8 protein-coding genes and 1 pseudogene are annotated in these 14,588 nt (G+C 70.5%); all 9 read right to left on the minus strand.

Features of this window, described 5'->3' with window-relative positions; translation table 11 throughout:
* Positions 1 to 47 precede the first annotated feature (47 nt).
* Positions 48 to 1,252, minus strand: a pseudogene (locus OHO27_RS18205) (DNA polymerase III subunit delta').
* A gap of 204 nt (positions 1,253 to 1,456) precedes the next feature.
* A complete protein-coding gene (tmk, locus tag OHO27_RS18210) occupies positions 1,457 to 4,690 on the minus strand; it encodes a dTMP kinase (RefSeq protein ID WP_328425199.1) in 3,234 nt (1,077 codons plus the stop codon).
* Positions 4,691 to 4,878: 188 nt separating this feature from the next.
* A complete protein-coding gene (topA, locus tag OHO27_RS18215; RefSeq protein ID WP_328425201.1) occupies positions 4,879 to 7,716 on the minus strand; it encodes a type I DNA topoisomerase in 2,838 nt (945 codons plus the stop codon).
* Positions 7,717 to 7,965: 249 nt separating this feature from the next.
* Positions 7,966 to 8,163 (minus strand): hypothetical protein, encoded by a 198-nt coding sequence (locus OHO27_RS18220; RefSeq protein WP_328425203.1) that lies wholly within the window; start codon positions 8,161 to 8,163, stop codon positions 7,966 to 7,968.
* Positions 8,164 to 8,525: 362 nt separating this feature from the next.
* Entirely contained in the window at positions 8,526 to 10,076 is a 1,551-nt protein-coding gene (locus OHO27_RS18225) for a class I SAM-dependent methyltransferase (RefSeq protein WP_328425205.1), read from the minus strand.
* Positions 10,077 to 10,112: 36 nt separating this feature from the next.
* Positions 10,113 to 10,709, minus strand: a complete 597-nt coding sequence (locus OHO27_RS18230; protein ID WP_328425207.1) for a small secreted protein — start codon at positions 10,707 to 10,709, stop codon at positions 10,113 to 10,115.
* A gap of 214 nt (positions 10,710 to 10,923) precedes the next feature.
* Positions 10,924 to 13,329 (minus strand): sodium-translocating pyrophosphatase, encoded by a 2,406-nt coding sequence (locus OHO27_RS18235; RefSeq protein WP_328425209.1) that lies wholly within the window; start codon positions 13,327 to 13,329, stop codon positions 10,924 to 10,926.
* Between the two features lie 302 nt (positions 13,330 to 13,631).
* Positions 13,632 to 14,069 (minus strand): ATP-binding protein, encoded by a 438-nt coding sequence (locus tag OHO27_RS18240; RefSeq protein WP_328425211.1) that lies wholly within the window; start codon positions 14,067 to 14,069, stop codon positions 13,632 to 13,634.
* Positions 14,070 to 14,192: 123 nt separating this feature from the next.
* Entirely contained in the window at positions 14,193 to 14,534 is a 342-nt protein-coding gene (gene bldG / locus OHO27_RS18245) for an anti-sigma factor antagonist BldG (protein WP_003975386.1), read from the minus strand.
* Between the last annotated feature and the right edge of the window lie 54 nt (positions 14,535 to 14,588).

Genomic DNA, 14,588 nt, shown 5'->3' on the forward strand with positions numbered 1-14,588 from the left:
GGACGGCCGGGACGGCCAGGCGGCGGGGCGACGGCCCTCCCGGCGGTTCAGCCCGCTCGGAGTGCCATGGTCATCGCCTCCACCGCCAGCAGAGGCGCCACATTGCGGTCGAGGGCGTCGCGGCAGGCGGCGATCGCCTCGATGCGGCGGAGCGTGGACTCCGGGGAACTGTCGCGCGCGAGGCGGTCCAGGGCGTCCCCGGCATCGGTGTTGGCGAGGGCCACGCGGGAGCCGAGCTGCAGGGCGAGGACGTCGCGGTAGAAGGCGGTGAGGTCGGTCAGGGCGAGGTCGAGGCTGTCGCGCTGGGTGCGTGTACGGCGCCGCTTCTGCTTGTCCTCCAGGTCCTTCATCACGCCCGCCGTGCCGCGCGGCATCCTGCCGCCCTGGGCCGCGCCCAGCGCCGCCTTCAGCTCTTCGGTCTCCTTGGCGTCCATCTCCTCGGCGAGCTGCTTGGCGTCCTCGGCGGCGGCGTCCACCAGCTCTTGTGCAGCTCTGAGGCAGGCGCCGACTTCGCCGAGCCGGAGCGGCAGCTTGAGCACGGCGGCCCGGCGATCGCGGGCGGCGGGGTCGGTGGCCAGGCGGCGAGCCCGGTCGACGTGGCCCTGGGTGGCGCGGGCCGCAGCGGCGGCGACTTCGGGTTCGATGCCTTCTCGCCGTACGAGCATGTCGGCGATGGCGGTCACCGAGGGCGTGCTCAGGTTCAGGTGGCGGCAGCGGGAGCGGATGGTGGGGAGGACGTCCTCGACGGAAGGGGCGCAGAGCAGCCAGACCGTGCGGGGGGCGGGCTCCTCCACTGCCTTCAGCACGGCGTTGGCGGACTTCTCGTTCAGCCGCTCGGCGTCCTCGACCAGGATGATCTGCCAGCGGCCGTTCGCCGGCGAGGTGAACGACTTGCGGACGGTGTCCCGCATGTCGTCGGCGAGGATCTGGGCGCCGACGGCGGCGACGGTGTTGACGTCGGCATGCGTGCCGACGAGTGCCGTATGGCACCCGTCGCAGAAGCCGCACCCGGGGCGCCGCCCAGCGCCCTGTCCGGACTGACGCACTGCAACGCGGCGGCGAAGGCCCGCGCCGTCTGATTCCGGCCCGCCCCGGGTGGACCCGTGAACAACCAGGCATGCGTCATCTTGGACGCCTCGGGGGGCGGCGCGCCGGTGGCAGCGGCGGTGACGAGGGCATCAGCGTCCCGAGCGGCAGCACCCAGCTGCTCACTCACCCTCTCCTGTCCCACCAGGTCGTCCCACACGCTCACGGGTCCCGCCGCCCTTCGCTCACATTTCGCGGTGCGGGATCCATTGTGCGGGGCAGCACTGACAACGCGTGACGGAGCGGGCAGAGCCGCCCCCGCGGACGGCTCCAGCTTCGCGTCGGGCCGACCGGACCCCAGCCAGACCCTGAGCCGAGTCGGCCGAAACCAGACCCTGAGCCGAGTCGGCCGACCTCAACACCAACGACCTCAGCGCCGCCGCCCCCGGCCCCCGTCCTCGTCCTCGTGCGGCCCCAGCAGCTCATCCGCCAGCGTGGGCAGATCATCCAGCGGCGTCTCCTCGGCCCAGTCGGACCGAGCCCTTCGCCGCGGCGCTCCGGCCTCGTCGACCTGAGGCATCTCGCGTGTGCGTTCCTCCTCGCGGAAGTACCCCGGCGGGACCCGATCCGCGGACTCCCCCGACACCGGAGGCAGCACCGCAGTCTCATCCGCCGCCCCCGGAGGAACCGGCGGCAGCACAGCGGTCTCATCGGCGGCACCGGGCGCCACCGGCGGCAGCACGGCCGTCTCGTCAGCCGCTCCCGACGGCGCCGGCGGCTGCGGCAGCTTCGCCGTCACCTCGGCTTCGGACTCCCCGGAGGCACGGCCGCCGAAGGAACGGTCACCGGAAGCAGAGCCACCGGAGGCACGGTCCCTCGAAGCGCCCTCATCGCCCGTCCCCCGCCGCTCCTCATCCCGCACCGGCCGCAGCACAGTCGTCTCGTCCGGGGTCCCGCCCGGTGCCTGCCCCGGCGTAACGACCGGCGTCGGCACCGTCAACGCGTCCCCAGGAGCAGCCCCGCCAGCGGGCGCCGCCGGCTTCGGGCCCGCCTGGGCCTGCGCAGCCGCCTGCTCGGCCAGGCGCCGAGCCTCCTCGGCCCGCAGCAAGGCTTCCTCCGCCTTGCGCTGCTTCTCCAGGCGGACCGCTTCCGCCTCGGCCCGCAGCCGGGCCTCTTCCTCGGCCTGCTTGCGGCGGCGTTCCTCGTCGGCCTTGCGGCGCGCTTCCTCCTCGGCGCGTACCTTCTCCTCCGCGAGGAGCCGCTGCCGCTCCTCCTCGGCCCTTCGACGTGCTTCCTCGGCCCGCAGCCGGGCCTCCTCCGCCTGCCGTTCGGCCTCGCGCCGCTGCGCCTCCTCCAGCTCGCGCCGCTTGCGCTCCTCCTCCTCGGCCCGCAGCCGGGCGAGCTGCTCCTGGCGCTCACGCTCCAGGCGCTCCTCCTCGGCCTTACGGGCGGCCTCTTCCTCGGCCTTGCGGCGGGCCTCCTCCTCGGCCTTGCGGCGCGCTTCCTCCTGCGCCTGGATCTCCGCCTCCGACAGCGGCAGCAGCTGGTCGAGCCGGTGCCGGATGACGGTCGTCACGGCCTCGGGCTCCTGGCCCGCGTCCACCACCAGGTACCGACCGGGGTCGGACGCGGCCAGCGTCAGGAATCCGGAGCGCACGCGCGCGTGGAACTCGGCCGGCTCCGACTCCAGCCGGTCCGGCGCCTCGGTGAACCGCTCGCGGGCGATCTCCGGCGAGACGTCCAGCAGCACCGTCAGATGCGGCGCGAGTCCGTTCGTCGCCCAGCGGTTGATCCGGGCGATCTCCGTCGGGGACAGGTCACGGCCCGCCCCCTGGTAGGCGACCGAGGAGTCGACGTACCGGTCCGAGATCACGACCGCGCCGCGCTCCAGCGCGGGCCGGACCACCGTGTCGACGTGCTCCGCGCGGTCCGCCGCGTACAGCAGCGCCTCGGCCCGGTGCGACAGGCCCGCGCTGGACACGTCCAGCAGGATCGACCGCAGCCGCTTGCCGACCGCCGTCGCCCCCGGCTCGCGCGTGACGACGACCTCGTGGCCCTTGCCGCGGATCCACTCGGCGAGCGCCTCGGCCTGGGTGGACTTCCCGGCGCCGTCGCCGCCTTCCAGAGCGATGAAGAAGCCGGCCGTCGCGGGCACCTGCTCGGGGTCGTCCCCGCCGAGCAGCGCGTCCCTCAGGTCGTGGCGCAGCGGCACCCCGGAGCGGTCGTCGACCTTGGCCAGCACCAGCACGGCCACCGGCAGCAGCAGCGCGCCGACCAGCATCAGCGTGAACGCCGCACCGCCGTGCGCGAAGACGAACTTGCCGCTCTCCAGCCGGTGCGGACCGATCAGCGCGGCCACCAGCGGCGCGATCACCGCGCCGAGCGCCACACAGACCCGTACGACCGCGTGCAGATGCTCCGTCGTGCGCGCGCGCCGGAATTCCTCGGCCTCCTGGTCGAGCAGGGTGTGCCCGGTGTTGGCGGCCACGCCCGCGCCGACCCCGGCCAGCGCGACGATCAGCAGCACGGTGGTGACGTCCGGGACGAGTCCCGCGGCCAGCAGCGCGACGCCGGTGAAGGCGATCACCAGCGCCAGCAGCCGGCGCCGCGACAGCGAGGGCAGCACGGAGGGCGCCGTACGGATGCCGACGACCACGCCGCCGGTCAGCAGGAGCACCAGCAGGCCGTACAGCACCGGGCCGCCGCCCAGGTCCTTGGCGTGCAGCACGGACACGGCGACCACGGCGGACACCGCTCCGGCGACTGCCGCGCACGCCGTCACCAGCAGCGGGATCGCGCCGGTACGGCCCTTGTCGACGCCCGTGCCGGTCTTCGGACGGCGCAGCCCCTCAAGTGGCGACCGCGCGCGGGGGGTGCGCGTGTCCGGCAGCTCCAGGAAGGTCAGCACGGACAGGGAGGCGGCGAACAGACCGGCCGCGACATACGACGCGAGAGCCGCCTGGTGCTGCTCGAACCAGTCGAGACCGGTACCGAGCAGGTTGTTCAGCAGGGCCGCGACGACAAGCGCCGCGGCAGCCAGCGGGATCGCCACGAAGCCCGTACGCAGCGACAGGCGGCGCAGGGCGTCCAAGTGGTCCGGCAGCGGCCGTACGGTCGCGCCCTCCGGCGGCGGGGGCGGCAGCAGCGCGGGCGCCGCGCTCTCCCGGCACACGGTCCAGAAGCGCTCGGCGACGCCGGTGACGAAGACCGTGACGAGCAGGAGGGCCAGTGCATTGTCCGGCGTCCAGTCGATCCACAGGGGGGCGACGATCAGCATGGCGGCCCGCAGTCCGTCCGCGCCGACCATGGTCCAGCGCCGGTCGAGCGGGCCGTCCTGGGAGGTGAGCGAGGTCAGGGGGCCGAGGAGTACGGCGCCGAAGAGCAGCGTCGCCAGGATGCGCACCCCGAAGACGGTCGCCACTGCGAACGCCACGCCCCGGTATCCGCCGCCGAACGACCCCTCGGCGATCGCCGCCTGAAGGGCCAGCAGCACCAGCACCAGGAGGGCGAGGATGTCGCCGACACCCCCTACCAGCTGCGCGCTCCACAGCCGCTTGAGCTGCGGTCGGCGCAGCAGGGCGCGGACGGCACGCTCGCGGGAGTCCGCGGCCAGGGCGTCGTCGGGGGCGGGGTGGTGGGCCGTTGGCTGGTCGGCTCGCGTCATGCTTTCAGCCTATCGGGACCCACCGACAGCCCGGCGCTCCCGCCCGAACGTACGCACGCCCCGACACCAAACTGATGCCGAGGCGTTCGTTTTGCGAACCGGAAGTGAGGAACCGGACCCTCAATCGGCCCCCGTGACAGCCCGGTTGGACTTCACGAAGACCGATCGCTCCTCGCGGAGGCGGCGGCTCAGTCCTCGCTCGCCGACTTCGAAGCCGTCGCCTTCTTGGCGGTCGTCTTCTTGGCCGTCGTCTTCTTCGCAGCCGTCGTCGTCTTCTTCGCCGCGGTCTTCTTGGCGGCCGTCTTCTTGGCCGGGGCGGCCTTCTTGGCGGTCGCCTTCTTCGCGGGAGCCTTCTTCGCCGTCTTCTTGGCGGGCCCCTTCGCCCGCTTCTCGGCGAGCAGCTCGAAGCCGCGCTCGGGGGTGATCTCCTCGACGCTGTCGCCGGAGCGCAGGGTCGCGTTGGTCTCCCCGTCGGTGACGTACGGCCCGAAGCGACCGTCCTTGACGACGACCGGCTTCTCACTGACCGGGTCGGTGCCCAGCTCCTTCAGCGGCGGCTTGGCGGCCGCGCGGCCACGCTGCTTGGGCTGGGCGTAGATCGCCTGCGCCTCTTCCAGCGTGATCGTGAAGAGCTGCTCCTCGGCCTGCAGCGAGCGCGAGTCCGTGCCCTTCTTCAGGTACGGGCCGTAGCGGCCGTTCTGCGCGGTGATCTCCACGCCCTCCGCGTCCTTGCCGACGACCCGCGGCAGCGACATCAGCTTGAGCGCGTCCTCCAGCGTCACGGTGTCGAGCGCCATCGACTTGAACAGCGAGGCCGTACGCGGCTTCACGGCGTTCTTGCCGGTCTTCGGGGTGCCCTCGGGGAGCACCTCGGTGACGTACGGGCCGTATCGGCCGTCACGGGCGATGATCTGGTGGCCGGTCTGCGGGTCGGCACCGAGCTCGAAGTCACCGCTCGGCTTGGCGAGCAGTTCCTCCGCGAGCTCCACGGACAGCTCGTCCGGGGCCAGGTCCTCGGGGACGTCCGCCCGCTGGTGGTTCTCGGAGTCCTTCTCGCCGCGCTCGATGTACGGGCCGTAGCGGCCGACGCGCAGCACGATGTCGCTGCCGACCGGGAACGACGACACCTCACGCGCGTCGATCGCGCCCAGGTCGGTCACCAGCTCCTTGAGGCCACCGAGGTGGTCCCCGTCGCCGTTGCCGGCCTCGGCCGCGCCGCCGTTGTGGGTGCCCTCGCCGAAGTAGAACCGCTTCAGCCACGGCACGGACTGGGCCTCGCCGCGGGCGATGCGGTCGAGGTCGTCCTCCATCCTGGCGGTGAAGTCGTAGTCGACGAGCCGCCCGAAGTGCTTCTCCAGGAGGTTGACCACGGCGAAGGACAGGAAGGACGGCACCAGGGCCGTGCCCTTCTTGAACACATAGCCGCGGTCGAGGATCGTGCCGATGATCGACGCGTACGTCGACGGGCGGCCGATCTCCCGCTCCTCCAGCTCCTTGACCAGCGACGCCTCGGTGTAGCGGGCCGGGGGCTTGGTGGCGTGCCCGTCGACCGTGATCTCCTCGGCGCTGAGCGCGTCGCCCTCGCCGACCTGCGGGAGGCGACGCTCGCGGTCGTCCAGCTCGGCGTTCGGGTCGTCGGCACCCTCGACGTAGGCCTTCAGGAAGCCGTGGAAGGTGATCGTCTTGCCGGACGCGCTGAACTCGACGTCCCGCCCGTCGGCCGACCTGCCGCCGATCTTGACCGTGACCGAGTTGCCGGTCGCGTCCTTCATCTGCGAGGCGACCGTCCGCTTCCAGATCAGCTCGTAGAGCTTGAACTGGTCGCCGGTCAGCCCGGTCTCGGCCGGCGTGCGGAAGCGGTCACCGGAGGGGCGGATCGCCTCGTGCGCCTCCTGCGCGTTCTTGACCTTCCCGGCGTACGTCCGGGGGGCCGACGGCAGGTAGTCGGCGCCGTAGAGCTGCGTGACCTGGGCGCGGGCCGCAGCGACGGCCGTGTCGCTCAGCGTCGTGGAGTCCGTACGCATGTACGTGATGTAGCCGTTCTCGTACAGCTTCTGCGCGACCTGCATCGTGGCCTTCGCGCCGAAGCCGAGCTTGCGGCTGGCCTCCTGCTGCAGCGTCGTCGTACGGAACGGGGCGTACGGCGAGCGGCGGTACGGCTTGGACTCGACGGAGCGCACCGCGAACTGCGTGTTCTCCAGGGCGGCGGCGAGGGCGCGGGCGTTCGCCTCGTCGAGGTGGAGGGTGTTCGCGCTCTTGATCTGTCCCAGGGAGTCGAAGTCGCGGCCCTGCGCGACCCGCCTGCCGTCGACGGTCTGAAGGCGGGCGACCAGCGACGACGGGTCCGACGAGTCCCCGGCGCGGCCGGTCGCGAAGGTGCCCGTCAGGTCCCAGTACTCAGCAGAACGAAACGCGATGCGCTCGCGTTCCCGCTCCACGACGAGCCGGGTGGCGACGGACTGGACACGGCCGGCCGACAGACGCGGCATGACCTTCTTCCACAGGACCGGCGAGACCTCGTAGCCGTAGAGGCGGTCGAGGATGCGGCGGGTCTCCTGGGCGTCGACCAGCTTCTGGTTCAGCTCGCGCGGGTTGGCGACGGCGGCCTGGATCGCGGCCTTGGTGATCTCGTGGAAGACCATCCGCTTGACCGGGACCTTGGGCTTGAGCACTTCCTGGAGGTGCCACGCGATGGCCTCGCCCTCGCGGTCCTCATCGGTGGCGAGGAAGAGCTCGTCGGACTCCTTGAGCAGGTCCTTGAGCTTCTTGACCTGGGCGCGCTTGTCGGCGTTGACGACATAGATCGGCTCGAAGTCGTGCTCGACGTCCACGCCGAGGCGGCGGACCTCGCCGGTGTACTTCTCCGGCACCTCCGCGGCGCCGTTCGGAAGGTCGCGGATGTGCCCGACGCTCGCTTCGACTACGTAGCCGGGGCCCAGGTAGCCCTTGATCGTCTTCGCCTTGGCAGGCGACTCGACGATGACGAGTCGGCGGCCGCCCTGTGCGGTCTCGCTGGTCGGGGACAACTTCGCTCTTCTCTCCGGTCGACGCTGGGGCCTCCCCAGGGTCGCTTGGATCCCGGGGTCGGGTGGTGGTGACGCTGCGGAGTGTGACGGTACATCCCGCCCGGTTGTCAAACGGGAAAAGCCCGCAACGGCCACTCGAACGGTAACCCGACTTCCGCCATTCCTGCCGCCCGGACTGCCCACCGGCCTTTTCGAGCCTTTCCGGAACAGGGCCTCCCAATTACCGGCCGCCCAGCTCCCGGGCCGTTCTCAGAGTCGGGTGAAGCACCATGTTCCGATGATCAGCGCGATCACCGAGACAAGGCCCGCGAGCGTCGCCGATGCGACGGGACTCACACCCTGAGCGACGGGCTGACGCTGCCGCACCCGGACCACGGTCCAGGCCAGCAGCCCGCCTCCGAACAGAGCGAACACAACCCCGGCGAAGAGCGCCGGTCCCGTATCCATGGTCCGCTTGCCCCTTTTCTCCCGTCATTATGCGCCCAGCCCAGCGAGGCTGGCACGCACGGACGGCGTACAGGAGAACCTGAGGTGAACGAGGAACCGACGCACCTGTGGACTTCCGCCCCCGGTGGACTCAGCCGTCCCGAAGCCCCCCAGAAGGGGCTCGTAGGCCCATGAGGCCCACGGCCCTCTCTGGTCTCAGTCCTGGACCCACGTCTGCGTTCCAGCGCTGGATGAACCCTGGATGATCTCTCCCGGACCCGGCACGAAGATCGACTCGAATTTGATGCTGCACGGCTCGAGGGCGTTGCCGGGACCCTTCTTGCTGATCATTTCGCCGGACGCACGAGCTGTGCCAGCTGTGCCTATGACCTGGTCGGCTCGAGAAAGCCCTGCTCCACCAACAGCCGGATCTGTGCGGGCGTGCGGTCGCGGAGCAGCACCGGGTCCTCGCCCATGAGCTGGGCGATGGCGTCCAGAATGCGCCCCGCGCTCAGCGAGCCGTCGCACACGCCCGCGAAGCCCGCGCCGACCGTGTCGACCTGGGTGGCCCGGCGCATGCCGCGGTGCTGTCGCAGCACCACGTGCTCCGGGTCCTCGGCGCCGGGCATCCCGATCTGCTCCTGCACGATCTCGGCGACGAGCCTGAAGTGGGCCTCCAGCAGGGCCGCGTCGTCGTTGGCACGCAGGTAGTCGAGCCGGTCGAAATGCACCCGGACCGTCTCCCCGAGCGGCTGCTCGACCGGGTGCGGCCACTCCTCCATCGTGATCGCGGGCACGGCGGCCGACGTCTTGCGCAGGGTGATCCACCCGAACCCCACGGCCTTGACCTTGCGTGCCTCGAACTCGTCCAGCCACGCGTCGTAGCGCGCCTGGTACTGGACCGCGTCACCCCGGTGGTCGCCGGCGTCCCTGAGCCACAGCTCGGCGTACTGCGAGACGTCCTGGACCTCGCGCTGCACGATCCACGCGTCGCACCCGCGCGGCACCCACGACCGCAGCCTGTCCTGCCAGTCCTCCCCTTCCACGTGCTGCCAGTTGGCGAGGAACTGCGCGAACCCGCCCTCGCTCAGCCGCTCCCCCGCCCCCTGAACGATCGACCGGCACAGATCGTCCCCGCCCATCCCGCCGTCGCGGTACGTCAGCCGCGCGCCCGGCGAGATCACGAAAGGCGGGTTCGAGACAATCAGGTCGTACGTCTCACCGTTCCTGAGCGGCTCGAACAGCGAACCCTCCCGCAGATCCGCGGCCGGGGCGCCGGACAGCGCGAGCGTGAGCGCGGTGATGTGCAGCGCGCGCGGGTTGAGGTCGGTCGCCGTCACGCGCGTGGCGTGCTGCGCGGCGTGCAGGGCCTGGATTCCGGAACCGGTCCCGAGGTCGAGGGCAGAGGAGACGGGCGTACGTACGGTGATGCCTGCGAGGGTCGTGGACGCGCCGCCGACGCCGAGGACGACACCCTGGTCCTTGCTGCCGATGCCACCGGCACCGCCGACCGCGCACCCCAGGTCGGACACGATGAACCAGTCCTCGCCCGCGGGCCCGCCGTACGGCCGTACGTCGACGGTTGCGGCGACGTCGTCGCCGGGGTCCCCGGATGCGGCCGGGTTCGCGCCGACCCGGACCAGCCACCCGCTCTCCAGGCACGCGTCCACGGGCAGCACGCCCGCCACGCGCGCGTGCGGGACGGGCTGCTGCAACAGGAACAGCCGTACGAGCGCCTCCAGGGGCGTGTCGCCGCGGGTCGCCCGGAGCGCGGGCACGGTCTCGCTGCGCGCGAGCGCCGCGTACGCGGGCGCGCCGAGCAGTTCGAGCAACCCGTCGGCGGTGAAGGAGGCCCCGAGCAGGGCCTCCCGCAGCCGGGCGGCGACATCGTGGCGGTCGGAGGCGGGCAGGGCAGGCAGGCTGGAGTCACTCACGCCCTCATTGTGACCCGCGCCCGCGCGCGGAGGGGCTCAGCTGCCGGCGGCGCCGGCCGACGCGGTCACCGCGGCGGCCTGCTTGCAGCCCTCCTGGGACGTGAGCGCCTTCTTGGTGTCGCCCGACTCCAGCGTCTTCAGCGCCTTGACCGCGCTCTTGCGCTGGGTCTCCACCTGCTTCATCTCGGCGGACACGTCCTTCAGGCCGGACGCGAACTTCGCCTGGTTCTTGGTGTCCAGGCCGTCGACCCGCTTCTTCAGGTCGCCGTATGCCCCGGACAGGGCGGTGAGCTTCTTGACGACGTCCTGCTGGACCTTCGCGCCGTCCTCGACCCCGGGAGGCGCACCGGCGTTGCTGATGAGGGTCGCGCGCGCCTTGTAGCCGTCGGCAAGGTCCTGGAAGGCCTCGGAATCGGCCTGCTGGAGCTCCTTGGGCGTGCTGGTGGTGTCCTTGGCCGCCTTGGTGATCGCGACGTAGGCCGCCGAGATCTTGGCGTTCTGCGCCGGCACCGCGTCGCAGACCTTCTTGGCCCAGGCGTCCAGCTCCGGGTTGCCCTCGTCGCTCGTGCATCCCGTCAGCGCCAGCAGCAGCACCGCACCGCCGGACAGTGCGGCCGTGAGCTTCTTGTTCACCGGTTTGGTCCCTTCCGTGGCTCTCGGCCAACGGACCTTACACGGATGCCGGGAGGCGGCTGCGCGCAGAATGCGGCATTCATGACGTTATCCAGGTTTTTACACCATGTGAGAGAAGGGTCACGGCTAGGGCGTGAACGGACACAAGGAGGGCGGGCGGCACGCCAACGCGCGCCGCCCGCCCGCATCTTGAGCTGGGCCGTCGTAAGACCGCCTATGAAACCACCGCAGGATCGGCCGGCTTGGCCACCCTGTCGGCGTTGCCTTCGTCACCCATCGCGATACCGCGCCGCTTGGAGACGTACACCGAGCCGACGATCACGAGGAGCGAGAGTACGGCGATCACGACCCGTACCCCGACGTTCTTGTCCTCGCCGTAGCTGAACTGGATGATCGCGGGCGCGATGAGCAGTGCGACCAGGTTCATCACCTTCAGCAGCGGGTTGATCGCGGGACCGGCGGTGTCCTTGAAGGGGTCGCCGACCGTGTCGCCGATCACCGTCGCGGCGTGGGCCTCGCTGCCCTTGCCGCCGTGGTGGCCGTCCTCGACGAGCTTCTTGGCGTTGTCCCACGCGCCACCGGAGTTGGCGAGGAACACCGCCATCAGCGTGCCGCAACCGATCGCGCCCGCCAGGAACGCGCCCAGGGCACCGACCCCGAGCGTGAACCCGATGAAGATGGGCGCCAATACGGCGAGCAGTCCGGGCGTGGCGAGCTCGCGCAGGGCATCCCTGGTGCAGATGTCGACGACCTTGCCGTACTCCGGCTCCTCCGTGTAGTCCATGATCCCGGGGCGCTCACGGAACTGCCGCCGCACCTCGTACACCACGGAACCCGCCGACCGCGACACGGCGCTGATGGCGAGCCCCGAGAAGAGGAACACGACCGCCGCACCGGCGATCAGGCCGACGAGGTTGTTGGGCTGCGAGATGTCCATCATCAGGTTCATCGGCGCGCCTTCGCCGCTGAGTTTCTCGCCCACGTCCCGCGCGCCGGTGGTGATGGCGTCGCGATACGACCCGAAGAGCGCCGCTGCCGCCAGGACGGCGGTGGCGATGGCGATGCCCTTGGTGATGGCCTTGGTGGTGTTGCCGACCGCGTCCAGGTTGGTGAGCACCTGGGCGCCCGCGCCCTGGACGTCGCCGGACATCTCCGCGATGCCCTGCGCGTTGTCGGAGACCGGACCGAAGGTGTCCATGGCGACGATCACGCCGACCGTGGTGAGCAGACCGGTGCCGGCCAGCGCCACCGCGAACAGCGCCAGCATGATCGACGTGCCGCCGAGCAGGAACGCCCCGTAGACGCCGAGGCCGATCAACAAGGCGGTGTAGACGGCCGATTCGAGACCGATCGAGATACCGGCGAGGACGACGGTGGCCGGACCGGTGAGCGAGGTCTTGCCGATGTCCATGACCGGGCGGCGGTTGGTCTCGGTGAAGTAGCCGGTCAGCTGCTGGATGACGGCGGCCAGCAGGATGCCGATGCCCACGGCGACGAGCGCGAGGATCCGCGGATCGCCGTCCTTGGCCGCGATGGCCGCGTCGGTGATGCCGTCGAGGTCGGCGTACGACGACGGCAGGTAGATGAAGACGGCGGCCGCGACCAGCACGATCGAGATCACCGCGGAGATGAAGAACCCGCGGTTGATCGCCGTCATGCCGCTGCGGTCGCTGCGGCGCGGTGCCACCGCGAAGATGCCGATCATCGCGGTGATCACGCCGATCGCGGGCACGATCAGCGGGAAGGCTAGCCCGGAGTCACCGAACGCCGCCGACCCGAGGATCAGCGCGGCGACCAGGGTCACGGCGTACGACTCGAAGAGGTCGGCCGCCATGCCCGCGCAGTCGCCGACGTTGTCGCCCACATTGTCGGCGATGGTCGCGGCATTGCGCGGGTCGTCCTCCGGAATGCCCTGTTCGACCTTGCCGACCAGGTCGGCGCCGACGTCGGCGGCCTTGGTGAAGATGCCGCCGCCGACACGCATGAACATCGCGATCAGCGCGGCACCGAGACCGAATCCTTCGAGCACCTTCGGCGCGTCGGCCGCGTACACCAGCACCACACAGGAGGCGCCCAGCAGACCGAGCCCCACCGTGAACATGCCGACGACGCCGCCGGTACGGAAAGCGATCTTCATGGCTTTGTGCGAGACGGCGGTGAGATCCTTTTCCGGCTCACCCTCCGCCGGGGTCGCTTCCCGCGCGGCTGCGGCAACGCGCACATTGCTGCGCACGGCGAGCCACATGCCGATATAACCGGTGGCCGCCGAGAACGCGGCGCCGATCAAGAAGAACACCGATCGGCCGATGCGCTGATTCCAGTCGTCCGCGGGCAGCAGCAGGAGCAGGAAGAACACGACGACGGCGAATACGCCGACCGTGCGCAGCTGCCGGGTCAGATAGGCGTTGGCGCCTTCCTGGACCGCGGCCGCGATCTTCTTCATGCTCTCGGTGCCCTCGCCCGCCGCGAGCACCTGGCGCACCAGGACTCCGGCGACCACGAGCGCTGCCAGCGCGACGACGCCGATGATCGTGATGATGATCCGGTTGTCGTCCGTCAGCACTGCGGCTGCGAGGGTAGTGGGATGGTCCAGCTGATGAGGGGTAGAAAGCCCCGCCATTCGTCCTCCTTGACGCTTGGGCTGAGCTCAAGATGTGGACGGATTCTAGGTACCGGAACCTGATCAAAACAGAGCGCGGTAAGCGGAATCAGCCTTCACATGCCGTTCAGCAAATGATCGACGTACCGCCACAGAACCCGAAAGCGCTAATGCCTCAAAACCATTGACGCCCGCGTTTACTTGATCAAATTATCGGCAGATTGATCGTGAATTTATTCACGAATTCCGCACGCTCTCCGAGAAAACGCGAAGGGGCCCTGCTCAGCAGGGCCCCTTCGCGATGTGACGGGTGGGTAACTCGGTCAGGCGAGCACCACGGCCGGCGGTGTGGTCGGCCAGGTCATACGGATCAGCCCACCGTGCTCCCCCGCGGAGACCTCGACGTCGTCGACGAGTCCGCTGATGACCGCGAGGCCCATCTCGTCCTCCTCGGCCTCCACTTCGCCGTCGCCGCCCGCGGCACCGGCTGCCCGGTCACCGGGAACGGAGCGTGGTGCCTCGTCGCCGACCTCGATGGAGAACTGTTTCTCCTCCTCGATCAGCGCCACCTTCACCGGCGCCGTGATGCCGACGCTCTGGTGCAGTCCGACGGCACGGGTGCAGGCCTCGCCGACGGCGAGCCTGACCTCGTCGAGTACGGCCTCGTCCACTCCGGCCCTGCGCGCCACCGCTGCCGCCACCAGTCGGGCGGTCCTGACGTGCTCGGGCAGCGCGCTGAAGCGGAGTTCAACGGTGGCCATGCATCCCCCTCAGAACTACGGGCGTGCTGTCGGGGGACCGGGCCGCCCACAGCCCAATCCCCCTTCACTTTCACCTTCTGCGCACCCGCGCACGCCGCCGTACGGCGTGCCCGGGTCCGATGATCAGTCGGTCGCCGCTACCGCTTCCTCGACCGAGGTGTGGATCGGGAACACCTTGGTGAGGCCGGTGATACGGAAGATCTTCAGAATGCGCTCCTGGTTGCAGACCAGGCGCAGGGAGCCCTCATGGGCACGCACACGCTTCAGGCCGCCGACCAGTACGCCGAGCCCGGTGGAGTCGAGGAAGTCCACGCCCTCCATGTCGACGACGAGGTGGAAACTCCCGTCGTTCACCAGCTCGACCAACTGCTCGCGCAGCTTGGGCGCGGTATATACGTCGATTTCGCCACCGACCTCGACGACCGTACGATCGCCGACGGTACGGGTCGACAGGGACAGGTCCACGGATCCTCCAGCACCTTGCTATCGAGCGGTCGTCCCTTAGGACACCTCGGCTTA

Origin of the sequence: Streptomyces sp. NBC_00443, from assembly GCF_036014175.1 — a bacterium.
Classification (GTDB): domain Bacteria; phylum Actinomycetota; class Actinomycetes; order Streptomycetales; family Streptomycetaceae; genus Streptomyces.